General features: G+C 59.5%; 15 protein-coding genes. 8 read left to right on the top strand and 7 right to left on the bottom strand.

Features of this window, described 5'->3' with window-relative positions; all coding sequences use genetic code 11:
• The first annotated feature begins 149 nt into the window (after positions 1–149).
• The 4 genes from AAAB16_RS03080 to dcd all read left to right on the top strand — a co-directional run bounded on the left by AAAB16_RS03080 (position 150) and on the right by dcd (position 3,486).
• Entirely contained in the window at positions 150–788 is a 639-nt protein-coding gene (locus AAAB16_RS03080) for a TetR/AcrR family transcriptional regulator (protein ID WP_110614899.1), read from the top strand.
• A gap of 91 nt (positions 789–879) precedes the next feature.
• Positions 880–1,848, top strand: coding sequence for a radical SAM protein (locus AAAB16_RS03075; RefSeq protein ID WP_340662013.1), 969 nt, complete (start codon positions 880–882; stop codon positions 1,846–1,848).
• A 41-nt stretch (positions 1,849–1,889) separates the two neighbouring features.
• Positions 1,890–2,786 (top strand): radical SAM protein, encoded by an 897-nt coding sequence (locus AAAB16_RS03070; protein ID WP_340662012.1) that lies wholly within the window; start codon positions 1,890–1,892, stop codon positions 2,784–2,786.
• A 133-nt stretch (positions 2,787–2,919) separates the two neighbouring features.
• Complete coding sequence (dcd, locus tag AAAB16_RS03065; protein WP_110614896.1) at positions 2,920–3,486, top strand: dCTP deaminase; 567 nt, start codon at positions 2,920–2,922, stop codon at positions 3,484–3,486.
• A gap of 382 nt (positions 3,487–3,868) precedes the next feature.
• Here dcd and AAAB16_RS03060 read toward each other — a convergent pair whose 3' ends face one another.
• The 5 genes from AAAB16_RS03060 to AAAB16_RS03040 form a co-directional block, all read right to left on the bottom strand.
• Positions 3,869–4,633, bottom strand: a complete 765-nt coding sequence (locus AAAB16_RS03060; RefSeq protein WP_110614895.1) for an ATP-binding cassette domain-containing protein — start codon at positions 4,631–4,633, stop codon at positions 3,869–3,871.
• Between the two features lie 13 nt (positions 4,634–4,646).
• On the bottom strand, positions 4,647–5,765 hold the full coding sequence (locus AAAB16_RS03055) for a succinylglutamate desuccinylase/aspartoacylase family protein (protein WP_340662011.1): 1,119 nt from the start codon (positions 5,763–5,765) through the stop codon (positions 4,647–4,649).
• 21 nt (positions 5,766–5,786) lie between these two features.
• Positions 5,787–6,497, bottom strand: coding sequence for an ABC transporter permease (locus tag AAAB16_RS03050; RefSeq protein ID WP_340662010.1), 711 nt, complete (start codon positions 6,495–6,497; stop codon positions 5,787–5,789).
• On the bottom strand, positions 6,494–7,222 hold the full coding sequence (locus tag AAAB16_RS03045) for an ABC transporter permease (RefSeq protein WP_340662009.1): 729 nt from the start codon (positions 7,220–7,222) through the stop codon (positions 6,494–6,496). Before AAAB16_RS03045 ends, AAAB16_RS03050 begins: the two co-directional genes overlap by 4 nt.
• A gap of 88 nt (positions 7,223–7,310) precedes the next feature.
• Entirely contained in the window at positions 7,311–8,096 is a 786-nt protein-coding gene (locus AAAB16_RS03040) for a transporter substrate-binding domain-containing protein (protein ID WP_340662008.1), read from the bottom strand.
• 424 nt (positions 8,097–8,520) lie between these two features.
• Here AAAB16_RS03040 and AAAB16_RS03035 point away from each other — a divergent pair, with 424 nt between their 5' ends.
• On the top strand, positions 8,521–10,449 hold the full coding sequence (locus tag AAAB16_RS03035; RefSeq protein WP_340662007.1) for a PAS domain S-box protein: 1,929 nt from the start codon (positions 8,521–8,523) through the stop codon (positions 10,447–10,449).
• Positions 10,450–10,543: 94 nt separating this feature from the next.
• Here the strand turns inward: AAAB16_RS03035 and AAAB16_RS03030 are convergent, their stop codons facing one another.
• Positions 10,544–12,904, bottom strand: a complete 2,361-nt coding sequence (locus AAAB16_RS03030) for a catalase (protein ID WP_340662006.1) — start codon at positions 12,902–12,904, stop codon at positions 10,544–10,546.
• A 269-nt stretch (positions 12,905–13,173) separates the two neighbouring features.
• On the opposite strand from AAAB16_RS03030, the gene AAAB16_RS03025 reads away from it, so the two are divergent.
• Together AAAB16_RS03025 and AAAB16_RS03020 are read left to right on the top strand one after the other, a co-directional pair.
• Complete coding sequence (locus AAAB16_RS03025; RefSeq protein ID WP_340662005.1) at positions 13,174–13,440, top strand: DUF1652 domain-containing protein; 267 nt, start codon at positions 13,174–13,176, stop codon at positions 13,438–13,440.
• 50 nt (positions 13,441–13,490) lie between these two features.
• Positions 13,491–14,333, top strand: coding sequence for an EamA family transporter (locus AAAB16_RS03020; protein WP_340662004.1), 843 nt, complete (start codon positions 13,491–13,493; stop codon positions 14,331–14,333).
• Positions 14,334–14,513: 180 nt separating this feature from the next.
• On the opposite strand, the gene AAAB16_RS03015 is transcribed toward AAAB16_RS03020, so the two are convergent.
• The gene (locus AAAB16_RS03015) at positions 14,514–14,681 is read right to left on the bottom strand and encodes a DUF2897 family protein (protein ID WP_110614887.1); all 168 of its coding nucleotides are present in this window, start codon (positions 14,679–14,681) and stop codon (positions 14,514–14,516) included.
• A 172-nt stretch (positions 14,682–14,853) separates the two neighbouring features.
• Between AAAB16_RS03015 and AAAB16_RS03010 the strand changes: the two genes are divergently transcribed.
• On the top strand, positions 14,854–16,161 hold a 1,308-nt coding region (locus AAAB16_RS03010), incomplete at its 3' end, for an ATP-binding protein (protein ID WP_340662003.1).

Genomic DNA, 16,161 nt, shown 5'->3' with positions numbered 1-16,161 from the left:
GGCGCAACGGCGGCGTGATTGAGATAGCGCAGGTCGGGATCTTGCTTAAACTCGTCTTGAAAGGCGTACATGGTCTGATGATCCGTGCAATTTGGCACTAAATAGGCATAATACGCGGCTTCGATTTTTGACCTCCGCAGTCTCTTCCTATGCAGAAAGAACCCCGTAAGATCCGTGAATTTCGCCGCCGCGAGCAAGAAATTCTCGATGTCGCGCTGAAACTGTTCCTTGAACAGGGTGAAGACAGTGTAACGGTCGAGATGATCGCTGACGCCGTGGGTATTGGCAAAGGCACCATCTACAAGCACTTCAAATCCAAGGCCGAGGTGTACCTGCGCCTGATGCTCGACTACGAGCGCGATTTGAATGAGCTGCTGCACTCGGCCGACGTGGATCGCGACAAGGAAGCGCTGTCCCGTGCCTATTTCGAATTCCGCATGCGCGACCCGCAACGCTACCGCTTGTTCGACCGCCTGGAAGAAAAGGTGGTCAAGGGCAACCAGGTGCCGGAAATGGTCGAGCAACTGCATAAAATTCGCGCCTCCAACTTCGAGCGGCTGACCCTGCTGATCAAGGGCCGCATCGCCGAAGGCAAGCTTGAAGATGTGCCGCCGTACTTCCACTACTGCGCCGCCTGGGCCCTGGTACACGGCGCCGTAGCGCTGTACCACTCGCCGTTCTGGAGCAACGTGCTGGAAGATCAGGAAGGCTTCTTTCAGTTTCTGATGGATATCGGCGTGCGCATGGGCAACAAGCGCAAGCGTGACGGCGAGACCCCACCTGTTTGAGCCTATTCAGTCAGCCTATATCCGCGTGCGCTGCATGCAGTGCGGCTGACTGCGGGCTTATACTGCGGCGTGTCCTACGCCGGAGTCGCCCATGATCGTCGACCGTCAGGGCAGGCGCTTCCGCAATTTGCGAATCAGCCTGACCGCCGCCTGCAACTACGCCTGCACCTACTGCGTACCCGACGGCAAACGCCTGGTCGCTGCCCAAGACGAGCTGTCTGCCGATGCCATGGTGCGCGGCGTGGCGTACTTGATCGAAGCCGCTGGCATCGAACAACTGCGCATCACCGGCGGTGAACCGCTGGTAAGCCCCAAACTTGATGCCTTGCTAAAAGGCGTCAGCACCCTGGGCCTGCGCGATATCAGCCTGACCACCAACGGTCAGTTGCTGGCGAAAAAACTGCCGATGCTGCTCGATGCCGGCATTCGCCGCCTCAACGTGTCCCTCGATACCCTCGACCCCGCAGCATTCCGCCGTATCGCCCGTGGCGGCGACTTGGCCACCGTGCTCGACGGCCTGGAACAGGCGCGTGCCGCGGGCATGAAGATCAAACTGAACATGGTGCCGCTGCGCGGGCAGAACCTCGACCAAGTGCTGCCGCTGCTCGACTACTGCTTGGAAAACGGCTTTGAACTGCGCTTTATCGAGCTGATGCGCATGGGCCACCTGGCCCGCGACGGCAACAGCTTCCAGCAGCAATTTATCGGCATGCCGGCGTTGCTGGACATGATCGGCGAACACCACGAATACCAACAGGCCGATGCGCCACTAGACGCCACCGCCTTGCGCTACCAGATTCCCGGGCGCGGTTACTTCGGCGTTATCGCCAACGAAAGCGTGCCGTTCTGCCGCACCTGCTCGCGCCTGCGCCTGTCCTCCACCGGCTGGCTGCACGGCTGCCTGTCTTCCAGCAACCGCCACTTCGTCGGCGACCTCCTGGAGAAACCTCGGCACCAAGCCCTGCCGGCACTGCAAGGGCTGCTGATGAAAGCCCTTGGCGACAAGCAAGAAGTGGCCTTCTCCGGCGGCGTTACCGTGATGAAAATCATCGGCGGCTAAGCGCGCAACGTTTCCACACCCCTTAGTAAGAGTTCTTGTGCATGGGCGCCCAGTCATTTCCCATCAGCTATATCGAACCGGTATTTCGCCCGCCCAGTGAAGCGCACTCACTGATTTTGCCGGTCACCAATGGCTGCTCGTGGAACAAGTGCGGCTTCTGCGAGATGTACACGCCCGAGCAGAAAAAATTCCGCGCCCGTGACGAAGCCCAGGTGTTGGAAGAAATCCGCCGCTGCGGCGAGCAACTGATTGTGCAGCGTATCTTTTTGGCCGACGGCGATGCCCTGGTGCTGCCAACGCGGCGCCTGCTCAATATCCTCACCGCCATCGGCGAACATATGCCGGAAGTGGACCGCGTATCGAGCTACTGCCTGCCGCGCAACCTACGGAAAAAATCGGTCGAAGAACTCAAAGAGCTGGCCGACGCCGGTTTGAAAATGGCCTATGTCGGCGCCGAATCGGGCGACGATGAAGTGCTGGCCCGGGTCAACAAAGGCGAGACCTTTGACTCCACCCTGAGCGCGTTGGACAAGCTCGGCCAGGCCGGCATTACCCGCTCGGTGATGATCCTCAACGGCCTCGGCGGCGCGACCTTAAGCGAGCAACACGCCGATAACTCCGCGCGGTTAATGAACGCCGCGCAGCCGGAATTTCTCTCGACCTTGGTGGCGAGTTTTCCCCAAGGTGAGGCGCGTTTTCGCCAAGGTTTTGCGGACTACCAGCCCTTGAGCCAGCACCAGCTGTTTATCGAAGTGGAGCGCCTGCTCCAGGGCCTGGAATTGAACAACAGCGTATTTCGCAGCGACCACGCCTCCAACTACTTGGTACTCAAAGGCACGCTCGGTGCCCACAAAGCCCGTCTGCTGGCGCAAGTGCGCCAGGCCATCGAACAACCGCAACAGGCGCATTTACGCCAAGAATGGCAACGCGGGTTGTAAGGGTATGGCAGCGAGGCCGGCCTGGCAGGCGGGCCAGGTCATTGCGCTATTGCGCCGCACTGGTCTGGAACCCAACCGTGGCTCCCGGTAAGATGCCAGCACTTTTTCACCTCGCTACTCAGGACACCTCGCCATGAGCATCAAATCGGATAAGTGGATTCGCCGCATGGCCCAAGAGCACGGCATGATCGAGCCCTTTGTGGAGCGTCAGGTGCGTGCCGAAGGTGCCAACAAACTGATCTCCTACGGCGTGTCCAGCTACGGTTACGACGTACGCTGCGCCGATGAATTCAAGGTGTTCACCAATATCAACTCGGCCACCGTCGACCCGAAGAACTTCGATGAGAAGAGCTTTGTCGATGTAAAAAGCGACGTGTGCATCATCCCGCCAAACTCCTTTGCCTTGGCCCGCACTGTTGAGTTCTTCCGCATTCCGCGCGACGTACTGACCATCTGCCTGGGCAAAAGTACCTACGCGCGCTGCGGCATCATTGTTAACGTCACGCCGCTGGAACCGGAATGGGAAGGCCACGTAACCCTGGAGTTCTCCAACACCACCACCTTGCCGGCGAAGATTTACGCCAACGAAGGCGTGGCGCAGATGCTCTTCCTGCAATCGGATGAAGCCTGTGAAGTGTCGTACAAAGACCGTGGTGGTAAGTACCAAGGGCAGTTGGGCGTGACCTTGCCTAAGGCCTAAGCCGATCTACCGCGCATAAAAAACCGGGCCATGTGCCCGGTTTTTTATGCGCCGTGTTTTAGACCAACCCCGTCATTCCCGCGAAGGCGGGAATCCAGAATATCGGGCTGTACGATGTATCGCACCACGTTCAAGATTCTGGGTCCCGCCTTCGCGGGGACGACGGTGAACGGGGCGTTATTTGAGGTTGCCGCTCAAAAACTGGCGCAACCGCTCGCTCTGCGGGTATACAGCACATCTTCTGATGTGCCTTGTTCTTCGTTAAGTCTTAAACCGTCATTCCCGCGAAGGCGGGAATCCAGAATATCGGACCGTACGATGTGTCGCGCAAGGTTCAAGATTCTGGGTCCCCGCCTTCGTGGGGACGACGGTGAACGAGGCGTTATTTGAGGTTGCCGCTCAAGAACTGGCGCAACCGCTCGCTCTGCGGATTATCCAGCACATCTTTGGGGGCGCCTTGTTCTTCAATTTTGCCTTGGTGGAGGAATACCACTTGGCTGGCCACCTGGCGGGCGAAGCCCATTTCGTGGGTGACCAGAATCATGGTGCGGCCTTCTTCGGCCAGGGCTTGAATCACTTTCAGCACTTCGCCGACCAGCTCCGGGTCCAGCGCTGAGGTCGGTTCGTCGAACAGCATAATTTCCGGTTCCATCGCCAAGGCGCGGGCAATGGCGACCCGTTGCTGCTGACCGCCTGAGAGGAACGCCGGGTATTGCTGTGCCACCCGTTCCGGCAAGCCAACCTTTTCCAGGTAACGTCGCGCGCGGGCTTCGGCTTCTTCCTTGCTCACGCCCAGCACGCGGCGCGGGGCCATGGTGATGTTTTCCAACACCGTCATATGGCTCCACAGGTTGAAGTGCTGAAACACCATGGCCAGGCGGCAGCGGATGCGTTGCAGCTCGTCTTCATCGGCCACACGCATGCCGCCACGGTCGCTGACCATGCGCACTTGCTGGCCGTCCAGGCTCATGGCGCCGTCGTTGGGCTGTTCAAGAAAGTTGATGCAGCGCAAAAACGTACTCTTACCCGAGCCGCTGGCGCCGATCAGGCAGATCACGTCACCGCTTTCAGCCTTTAGCGAAACGCCTTTGAGCACTTCATTGTCGCCATAGCTTTTATGCAGGCCATCAATGGTCAGTTTGTACATGGGCGAGGTGTCCTCAAGGCGAAAGTAGGTAGCCGCTGCGGTAGGCCTGCGCGCCTGCAACATGGGCGATTGCCATGCCGGCGGTGGCCATACGGCGCATCGAACGGGCATAGAGCAAGCCCGCGGTGCTGCAATAAATGGGTGTGACGCTATCGCTGATCGGGTCGATGACTTCGGCGATCAAGTCGCCAGCGGCCATGATTTGCCCGGGCGTGACGCTAAACACCAACAAGCCGCCCACGGGGGTGGTCACCGGCTCAACCCCGGCCAGCGGCGTAGCGGCTTGGCGCAAGGCGGGCAGGGCGGGGGCCTCACCGGCGATAACGCCGAAATGGGTCAGGTAGTTAAGAATCGCCTGGCAATCGGCTGCCGCCTGCTCGTGGCTGACATCCAGCACGCCACGGTGCTCGACCGTTACGGCAATAGCGCCTTGAGCGATTGGAAAACGCTCGCCAAAGCGCTGCTGCAATTGCAGCCAGAACAGGCTGAAGCACTCGTCGAACGACTGCCCGCCCGAGTCGCTGGCCAGCAGGCTGGCATCGGCGCCGATATAGCGCGACAGCGGCTCAACCCGCTCCCACGCCTCCGGCGTGGTGTACAGGTGCGCCACCGCCTCGAAGTCGCAGTGCAGGTCGAGCACCACATCGGCATGGCAGGCCAGGCGTTGCAAGGTCAGGCGCTGCGAGCGCAGCTGGGTGGTTGGCACCTGAGCGTCCAACGCGCGTTTCATGCTGGCGCGAATCAAGCGCAGGTTGTGCGCCGTGTCATCATTGAGCAGCGCCTCAACCTCATCGCCCACCTGCTGGCTGACGTTGATAAAGGCGCGGTTAAAGTTCTCGCGGCTTTCCAGGTCGTAGCGGCCCAGCGGCATATCCATCACCACCTGTTCCTGGCCAATCGGATTGGCCACCGGCACCAGGGTGATTTCGCCAAGCAACTGGCCGGCTGCTTCCAGCTCGGCCAGGCGCTGTTTCAGGTGCCAGGCCACCAGCATGCCGGGTAGCTCATCGGCGTGCAGCGAGGCCTGGATATAGACGTTCTTCTGCGCCGCTTGCGGGCCGAAGTGAAAGCTATTGATCTGCCGCGCAGTGCCTGGCACCGGGGCGAGCAGATCGTGGGCGAAATGACGCATAAAAAGTCCTGACTAAAAGGCTTAGTGCTGCGGGCCGAGAAAGGCCAGCCAGCGTTTTTCCGCCAGGCGGAACAGGCCCACCAAGGTAAAGGTGATGGCCAGGTAAATAACCGCCGCAATGCCAAACGATTGAAAGGTAAGGAAGGTTGCCGAGTTGGCATCCCGCGCCACTTTCAAAATATCCGGCACGGTCGCGGTAAAGGCCACGGTGGTGGAGTGCAGCATCAGGATTACTTCGTTGCTGTAGTACGGCAACGAACGGCGCAGGGCCGAGGGCATGATCACGTAGGCGTACAGCTTCCAACCATTAAGGCCATAGGCCTTGGCCGCTTCCACTTCGCCGTGGTTCATGCTGCGAATGGCACCGGCAAAAATCTCTGTGGTGTAGGCGCAGGTGTTTAGCGAAAAGGCCAAGATGGTGCAGTTCATCGCGTCGCGAAAAAACGAATCCAACACTGGCACTTCACGCACCGCGGCAATGCTGTAAATGCCGGTGTAGCAAATCAGCAGTTGGATATACAGCGGTGTGCCACGGAACAGGTAGGTGTAAAACTGCACCGGCCAGCGCACCAGGCGCGAGGGCGAAACACGGGCGATAGACAGCGGAATCGAGACCAGAAAACCAAAAAAGATCGAGGCACTAAGCAGCCACATGGTCATGGCCAGACCGGTGACATTCACGCCATCGCTATACAGAAAAGGTTTCCAGTATTCCTGCAGCAATTCAATCATCGCACCGCCTCCCGCGCGCCGGCCGCATAGCGCCGTTCGAGGCGTCGTAAAACAAAGTTCGAAGCACTGGTAATGGCCAAGTAAATAAGTGCCGCCAGCACCAGAAAGTAGAACAACTGATAGGTGCTTTTGCCGGCGTCTTGCGCGGCCTTCACCACATCCGCCAGGCCAATGATCGACACCAGCGCGGTGGCTTTAAGCATCACCATCCAGTTATTGCCGATGCCCGGCAGGGCGAAGCGCATCATCTGCGGAAACACCACATAGCGGAAACGCTGGCCGCGTTTCAGGCCATAGGCCGTGGCCGCTTCCACCTGCCCGCGCGGCACGGCGAGAATCGCCCCGCGAAAGGTCTCGGTGAAGTAGGCGCCGTAGATAAAACCCAGGGTAATCACACCGGCTGCAAAGGGGTCGATTTCGATGTAATCCCACTCCATGGCGTCGGTAAACGACGACAGCCAGGTTTGCAGGCTATAGAAAATCAGCAGCATCAACACCAAGTCGGGCACGCCGCGAATCAAGGTGGTGTACAGCTGCGCGGGGATGCGCAAGGCCGCCACGCTGGACAGTTTGGCGCTGGCGCCGAGCAAGCCGAGAACCACGGCCACAAGCAGCGACAGTACCGATAATTTGATGGTCATCCAGGTGCCCAGCAGCAGCAGCGGGCCAAAGCCCTTCAAGCTGAAGGCAGAAAGCCCCAGAAAATTCAGCAGAGTTTCAAACATGAATAAGCCCTTTGGCTTCAACAAAACGCCCACCCTTTTTATGGGGTGGGCGTAGTACGAGGCCGTTGGTTAAAACGGCCTGGTCGGCTTATTTATTACCGAGGTACAGGTTCAGCTCACCAAAGTGCTTCTTCTGGATTTCGGCGTATTTGCCGTCGTCGTGCAGGGCTTTGATGCCTTTGTTCAGCAGGGCTTTGAGCTCGTCGTTGCCTTTGGAGATACCAATGGCGGTTTTGGCCGGCAGCAGTTCGCTGTCGATAGCGGCACTGACTTCGTAGTCGGCGCCTTGTGGCGATTTCAGGAAGCCCAGTTCAGCTTGCAGCATGTCCTGGATGGAGGCATCCAGACGGCCGCTGGTGAGGTCGGCGTAAACCTGGTCCTGGTTCTGGTAGGCCTGGGTTTTTACCCCGGCTTTGTCCAGCACGGCCTTGGCGTAGGCTTCTTGGATGGTGCCTTGCTCGTAGCCAACGGTTTTGCCTTTCAGCGAAGCCGGGTCAGCAGTCAGGCCTGCGCCTTTCTTGAATACCAGCGAGGTTGGGCCGGAGAACAGCTCGTCGGAGAAGTCGATGACTTTTTCGCGGGCTGGGGTAACGGTCATGGAGGAGATCACGCCGTCGAATTTGCGCGCTTTCAGGCCTGGGATCATGCCGTCGAAATCGCTTTCAACCCATTTGCACTTCACTTTCAGCTCAGCGCAGATGGCGTTGCCTAGGTCGATATCAAAGCCGACCAGGCTGCCGTCAGCGGCTTTGGATTCGAAGGGAGCGTAGGACGGATCAACACCGAAGCGGATTTCTTTGAATTCTTTGGCTTGCAGCGAGCCGGCGCCAATGCAAAGGGCCAGGGCGGAAAGTGTCAGCCATGCTTTCTTCATTGCTTGTGTCCTTAGTGTTTTTATCACGTGAGATAACGCTGAAGTTCGACGGGAAACAGTCCCGAACGGAGTGTATGCCAGCAATTTTCGAACCACTGTACCGCTATCGACATATTGGATCAGAAAGCCGCCGCGCCTGGCTATCCACCTGACAGGTAAAACATTGTCGGGTAACGATAAAATCCCCGCGCACTATAGTGGTGCCAGGGGGCGGGGCATTAGGTAACAGGCTGGTGCATCGCGGTAGCGCATAGCGGCGAAGGCAGTTGAATGGAGGCCGTGGCTTGGCGGATAAACTCAGAACGAATGCCTGGTGCAGGGCTCTACAGCTAATCTGGCGCCGCTGTGCGCCACATGGACCCGCCACCAATTGCACCGCTATGATTCGCCCACTGTTATTTCACCCCTAGTCCCTGGAGCCTGTATGCCGCAGGTAAAGCGCAAGCCAGATCCCTTGATGAGCGAGGACCGCTATCGGTTGTTGCTTGATGCGGTGACGGACTACGCCATTTACATGCTCGACACCCAGGGCTTGGTCAGCAGTTGGAACTCCGGCGCCAAACGCTTCAAGGGTTACGAAGAAGCAGAAATCCTTGGCCAGCACTTCTCCCGTTTCTATACCGAAGAAGACCGTGCCAACGGCATGCCGCAATTGGCCCTGCTAACCGCCGAAGTCGAAGGGCGCTTCGAAGGCGAAGGTTGGCGCCAGCGTAAGAACGGCGAGCGTTTTTGGTGTCACGTGGTGATCGACCCCATTCGGGGTGCCGGTGGTGCGCTAATTGGCTACGCCAAAGTGACCCGCGACCTCACCGAACGCAAAATTGCCGAAGAGAACCTGAAACAGAGCGAGCAGCAGTTTCGCCTGTTGGTCGAAGGGGTTACCGACTACGCGCTGTACATGCTCGACCCCAACGGCATCATCACCAACTGGAACACCGGCGCGCAGCGGATCAAGGGCTACACGCCGCAGGAAGTTATTGGCAAGCACTACTCAGTATTTTTCGCCGCCGAAGACGTCGCCAAAGGTGAGCCTGAGCGGGGCTTGAACCGGGCGATCGCCGAAGGGCGTTTTGAAAGTCAGGGTTGGCGCATTCGCAAAAACGGCACGCGCTTTTGGGCCAGCGTGGTGGTCGACCCCATCCACAATGACCTTGGCGCGTTGATTGGTTTTGCCAAAATTACCCGCGACATCACCGAGTCCATGGAAGCGCAGCGAGCGCTGGAAAAGGCCCGTGAATCGCTGTTTCAGTCGCAGAAAATGGAAGCCCTCGGACGCCTGACCGGCGGTATTGCCCATGACTTCAACAACCTCTTGATGGTGGTGCTCGGCAGCCTGGAAGTGGTGCGCCGCCGCGTGCCGGCTGAGCCGAGAATTCTCAACCTGCTGGATAACGCCATTCAAGGCGCACAGCGCGGCGCCACGCTGACCCAACGCATGCTGGCATTTGCCCGCAGCCAGAAATTGGTCGTGGAAGCGCTGGATGCGCAGGTGTTGGTGCGCGGTATGTCCGACATGTTGCAGCGTGCGCTGGGCCCGCAAACCCGTATCGAGGTGCGCTTTCCGCTGCACCTGAGGCCGCTATTGGCCGACAGTAATCAACTGGAAATGGCCTTGCTTAACCTGGCGGTTAACGCCCGCGATGCGATGGGCAGTGGCGGGCAGATCATCATCGCCGCCTGCGAGCAAAACCTGGAGGCCGACGAGGGCGAACTAAAGGCCGGCAGTTACATCTGCCTGTCGGTCACCGACAGCGGTGCCGGCATGGACTGCGAAACCCTCAACCGTGCGCGCGAACCGTTTTTCACCACCAAAGGCGTGGGCAAAGGCACCGGCCTGGGCTTGTCGATGGTGCATGGGTTTGCCCAGCAATCCGGCGGCCGCCTGCTGCTCAGAAGTGTGGTGGGGCAGGGCACCACCGCAGAAATGTGGCTGCCCGTGGCCGATGGCTCTGTGCAGCGCGACACCCCAAGTGAGCCGCCCGTGTTCGCCGTTTCAACCGTAGTGCGCGCGCTCACTGTGCTGGTAGTAGACGACGACCCGCTGGTGCTGCTCAGCACCGCCGCCATGCTGGACGACCTCGGCTACACCGCTGTACAAGCGTCATCCGCAGAACAAGCCCTGCACGTGTTAGCCAGCAACCCGCGCATTGATGTAGTCGTCACCGACCTGGCCATGCCGGAGATGACCGGTGCCGAATTGGCCCATCAAATCAAACAACGCTGGCCCACCTTACCGGTTCTGCTGGCCAGCGGTTACGCCGACAAACTCGACGAACACGACCTGGCGTTGCCCCACATCGGCAAACCCTTTAACCAAAGCGAGCTGATGCAAGCCTTGATCGAACTCACATAGGGTGTGGCGGTCCGCGCTTTGGTGCGCACAGCACACCTACATGTGCATTGCAAAAAAACGCCCGGCATTGGCCGGGCGTTTTGTTTACGCGGGTTTACACCACCGGCGGATGGGTTTCCCGCTCTGGGTGACGGTGTTGGGCAATGCCTTTAATAAAGTCGCCAAGCAACGCTTTGCTGGCTTTATCCCCGCTAAATACACCCGGCGGGTTGTCTGCCAGCGGAATATCCGCCGCCTCCAGCAATTGGCTACCGGCACCAATGGCCAGGAACGTTTTGCAGTGACGGAAGGCGTCGCGGACAAACTCCAATGCACGACCATCGCCTTTCAAACCGTCGATAAAGGTTTGGCCATCGGGCACTACCACCGCGTCAAAGGTCGGCGAAGGCTGGTTGTTCAGCGAGGCATCGGCCACTACTTCTGCGCCGTCTGCGCTGGTAAACGGGCCAACGCGATGCCCTACCAAACGCACAATCGCACCCTCGGCAATCAAGGCATCAGCCGTCGCAGTGACCGCCGCACTGTCCACTTCGCCACCGACCAGAATCGCCACCATCCGCGTAGCGATGCTGCCGTCGCCAGGGCGTGCCAGCAGCGATAACGCCGGTGATAGCTCAACTTCCGCCGCCACCTTGTCCTTTAGCGCTTTGGGCAATGGCTCTGGCAGTGGCGCGCCCAAGCCATTGGCCACTTCCTGGGCCAACACGTCGGAGATATTGCGCAACATCGCCAGCACGCGGGTACGTACCGCTGGCACCTGCACCTTGCTCAGTTCAAAACGCAGGGCGTCAATAATGTGCTGCTGCTCAAACGGTGCTTGGCTGTTGTAGAACAGCGTGGCTTGGTTGTAGTGCTCAGCAAACTTCTCTGGCTTGCCGCGCACCTCGTCGCCTTGTACCGGCTCGGGGAAAGGCACGAAACCCACATCGCCGGTTTGGAACGGGCAACCGCCAGCCAGCGAGTTGGGCTCGTAAGACACCCGGCCGCGATTGATGGTTTGCCGATGCATGCCATCGCGCTGGTTGTTGTGCACCGGCGCGATCGGCGCGTTGATCGGAATTTCGTGGAAGTTAGCCCCGCCCAACCGGCTGATCTGCGTATCGACATAGGAGTGGATGCGCCCAGCCAACAGCGGGTCATTGGTAAAGTCGATGCCTGGAATCACATGGGCCGCGCAGAACGCCACCTGCTCGGTTTCGGCAAAGAAATTGTCCGGGTTGCGGTTCAGCACCATGCGCCCAATCGGGCGCAGCGGCACGATTTCTTCTGGAATCAGCTTGGTCGGGTCGAGCACGTCAAAGCTGAGCTTGTCGGCATCGGCTTCGCTGATCACCTGCACCGCCAGCTCCCATTCTGGATATGCGCCAGCTTCAATGGCATCCCACAAATCGCGACGATGGTAGTCCGGATCTGCGCCGGAAATTTTCACCGCTTCATCCCACACGTGGGAGTGGGTGCCCAATTTCGGGTTCCAGTGGAACTTCACAAAACTCGACTCGCCGCGCGCATTAACGAAGCGGAAGGTGTGCACGCCAAAGCCCTGCATCATCCGGTAGCTGCGTGGAATGCCACGGTCGGACATCACCCACATCACCATATGCGCTGCCTCTGGGCTCAGCGAGATGAAATCCCAGAAGGTGTCATGGGCCGATGCCGCTTGCGGCATGCCGTTATGCGGCTCGGGTTTGACCGCATGAATCAGGTCGGGAAACTTCATCGCGTCCTGAATAAAAAACACCGGAATGTTGTTGCCGACCAAATCCCAGTTGCCTTCGTCGCTGTAAAACTTCACGGCGAAACCACGGGCATCACGGGCGGTGTCTTTCGAACCACGCTCACCGGCTACCGTGGAGAAGCGTACAAACACCGGCGTTTGTTTACCGGCGGCAGCAAAGGGTGCAGCGCGAGTCAGCTCGCTGAGGTCTTCATAGGCTTCAAAGAAACCATGGGCCGCTGAACCACGGGCATGCACGATGCGCTCTGGAATACGCTCATGGTCGAAGTGGGTGATTTTTTCACGAAGGATAAAGTCCTTCAGCAGCGCCGGGCCGCGCAGGCCGGCTTTTAACGAGTTCTGGTTATCGGCAACCGGCACGCCCTGATTGGTGGTCAGGCGTTGGCCGGCGCTATCGGCCTGCACGCGTGGCAGCTCGCCGCTGTTATGGTTGACGCCGGTTTCGGCCACGCCGGTTTTTTCGCTGGCATTGGCTTCACTCAGGGTGCTGGCGCCCACTACGTCAGGCGCATCGACAGTTTGCCCTGGGCTTGGCTGGGCCGACGCGGCGCCATACTCCTTGGCCTTGTTGGCATTAAACGGGCAGCCGGTTACGGTTTGCTGCACCGCTTCGGCCTGCGCTTTTTGCTCCGCGGTCGCGCTTGCTGGCAAGCCTGCGGTGGCGGGCGGTTGATTGGCGTCGGAATTTTTTGCAGGTGCAGGTTTCTTCGGGCTAGCCATCGGTAAACATCTCCTGGTCAGGTTGCTGCGTTCTCACAAGGGGCAAGAGGCAGGGTGATCAGGCTAGCGAGCGGTTTTTTTGCGCTATTGGGCTCGCTAACCCTGAGCCTCCACGGTGGGCCCTATGGTTTATCGAGAGCGGGCAACGGCTGGAGGTTCAGGGAATCGGTTCAACGGTCGTACTGCATCAGACCAAATGCCGGGGCGCCTTGCGCGTCGGTGGCCTAGGCTCAAAGCGTTATCCCGCAACCGAAACGTGAGGGCTCGACGTGAGTAAACGTTCCTTTCCCGCCGCATGCGTGGTGCTGCAGGAACACTTCCAGCCCCTAGGCCTGGAAGCGAGCATGGATAGCTCAACCACCATGCAGGTGCGCATTTTTTCCCCGCAAACCGGGGCAACGCTGGTATCGATTGCCGGCATCGCCTGTCGTGCCAACCTGCACCGCGACGACATTGCCCGCATCATCGACGAAATCGAATCCGACATCCGCCTGCTGCAACCGCAACTGCTTAGCCAGGGCAGCGCCGTGCATTAACGCTGTATAAACTGCGCTGGCGTTTTGGGCGTACGCATTAAGGAGCGGCAGTGTCGGTTTACTTAGTGGTGTTGCTGGCGGCGCTGTTGCACGCCAGTTGGAATGCAATCGTTAAAGGCGGTACCGACAAGCTGTTAAGCACGGTATTGCTCACCACCTGCGGCGCCTTGCTGGCCGCGTTGCTACTACCGTGGTTGCCGCAGCCGGCGCCGGCCAGTTGGCCATTTCTCGCGGTGTCGACACTCTTGCAGGTGCTGTACTTCGCCTTGGTGGCGCGTATTTATCACCTGGCCGATATGAGCCAAACTTACCCGATCATGCGCGGCACCGCGCCCTTATTAGTGGCCTTGGTTAGCCTGTGCTGGCTGGACGATCCGCTGCCCCACGCGGCGCTCCTGGGTATCGCCCTGATCTGCCTTGGCATCCTGTGTATGGCACTGTCACGGCGCGCCAACAAGCGTTCGCCAGACCAACGTCGCGGCCTGCTCTTGGCCCTGCTCAACGCCGGGGTGATCGCCGCCTACACCTTGGTCGATGGCCTGGGCGTACGCCGTTCCGGCACGCCAGCGGCCTATACCCTGTGGTTGTTTCTGCTAACGGGGTTGGTGTTGCTGGGCTGGGTACTGCTGGCGCGGCGCACGGCCTTTGTTGCCTATGCCGGCCGCTACTGGCGCATGGGCGTGCTTAGCGCCTTTGGCACCTTAGCCTCATACGGTCTGGCGCTATGGGCCATGACCCTGGCACCGGTCGCCGTCATCGCCGCGCTGCGCGAAACCTCAATCCTGTTTGGCGTGCTGATAGCCGGGCTGTTTCTCAAAGAAAAGCTCAGCGCTGCGCGAGTTCTCGGGGCATGTGTAATTGTCGCCGGCGCAATAGTCCTGCGGCTGGCGTAGGCCGGGGTGGGCACGGTTTAGCTCGTAGGTGTGCTGTGCGCACCACGCGCTCTCGCAAAAAACGCATTGGTGCGCACAGCACAGCACACCCTACGGCGGCCTTTGCTCGCGAACCTTGGTCAAATCGCGCCTACATAAGGCCAGAGGGGTAGCGTCACGGTAGCGGCTTGGCGCCTAGCGTTAACGATCCTGCGCTTCCTTGGCGTCCATCTCGGCATTGCGTTCGTGCACTTTTTTCAGCTGGTCTTCGGTCAGCGGCACCTTGGTCGCGGTGTCACGCAGCATCATCAGGCCGCCAACAATCGAACCAATTGCCAGCACCAATATCAGCCAGGCATACCAGGGCATAGGTTTCTCCTTGAATAAGCGGGCAGGGTAATCCATCCGGCGTAGAAGTTGGATCGCGGCATTGCCGCTGCGTTCAGCAAAACTGCCAAGGCCTTATTGTGATGGCTGTCACATGTCGGCAACTTGGCGCTGGTTGAATGACGAACGCGTTTCCCCAAGGATGCTTTCGCCAATGACCACCGCCAATGCCCTTAGCCGTTTGCTCAAGCCAGTCGAGCCGTTGCAGCCAAGCATGAGCATCAGCGATGTCGCCGACCGCCTGCTGACCCCCGAACACAAAGCCTTTCTATCGCTGCCCGTGGTCGATAGTGAGCATCGCCCCAGCGGCTTGGTTAGCCGCACCGTGCTGCAAGACATCTTTATGCAGCGCTTTGGTCGCGACCTGCGCGGCCGCCATCCGGTGCATGAAGTGATGAACCCGGCGCCGCTGGTAGTGCGCCTGGACGCCAGCCTTGACGACGCCGCCAAACAGATCACCGGCCAGCTGCAATACCCCATCACCGAAGACTTTATTCTGGTCGACGAAGCCGGCCGCTACCAAGGCATCGGCACCGTGCTCGACCTGCTTAAAGCCATGGAAGCGCGCATCGCCCAGCGCAACAGCGTGCTGCGCAAAGCTTTGGTCGACCTCAAGGAATCGCAAACGCAGTTGGTGCAATCGGAAAAAATGGCCTCGCTGGGGCAAATGGTGGCCGGCGTCGCCCACGAGCTCAACACACCGTTGGGTTACGTGAAAAACAACGTCGAACTGCTGCGCGACCTGAGCGCGCCGCTGTTCACCCTGGCCCAGGCGCAAGCCACGCTGGGCGATTGCCTGGCCGACCCCCGTTGCAGCGAAGCCCACCTGGCCCAAGCCTTTGCCGCAGCCGCCCAGGCTCGCGAAGACGCCGCGCCGGAACTGCTGATGGACGATTTGAATCAGCTGTTCAACGACACCCTCTACGGCCTCGGGCAAATCGCCGAACTGGTTGTGGGCCTGAAAAACTTCGCCCGCCTGGACCGCGCCATGAGCGAAGAAGTTGACCTTAACGACTGCATCCGCAGCGCTCTGGTGATTGCCCGCAACGCCACCAAAGACAAAGCCGAAGTGGCCATGCAACTGGGCGAGTTGCCACGTATCGCCTGCGCGCCCTCGCAAATCAACCAGGTGCTGCTCAACCTGCTGACCAACGCCGCCCAGGCCATCGACGGCTATGGGCAAATCGTGGTGAAAAGCTGGGCCGATGACGCCGCGGTGTTTATTTCCGTGCAAGACAACGGTCGCGGCATGCCGGCAGCGGTGCTGGCGAAAATCTTCGACCCGTTCTTCACCACCAAGCCGGTCGGGCAGGGCACCGGTTTGGGCTTGTCCATCAGCTTCAAAATTATTCAGGACCATGGCGGCGTGATTCGCGTGGCCTCCGAGCCTGGGCGCGGCACACGTTTTCTTTTGCGCCTGCCGCGCCAGGCATCAAGTCACCAAGCCCAGCCGGTCTTGGCC

This window comes from Pseudomonas sp., from assembly GCF_037994325.1.
Taxonomy (GTDB): Bacteria; Pseudomonadota; Gammaproteobacteria; order Pseudomonadales; family Pseudomonadaceae; genus Aquipseudomonas.
Note: the sequence above shows the minus strand (reverse complement) of the source record. Positions and strands in the feature narration are given on the sequence as shown.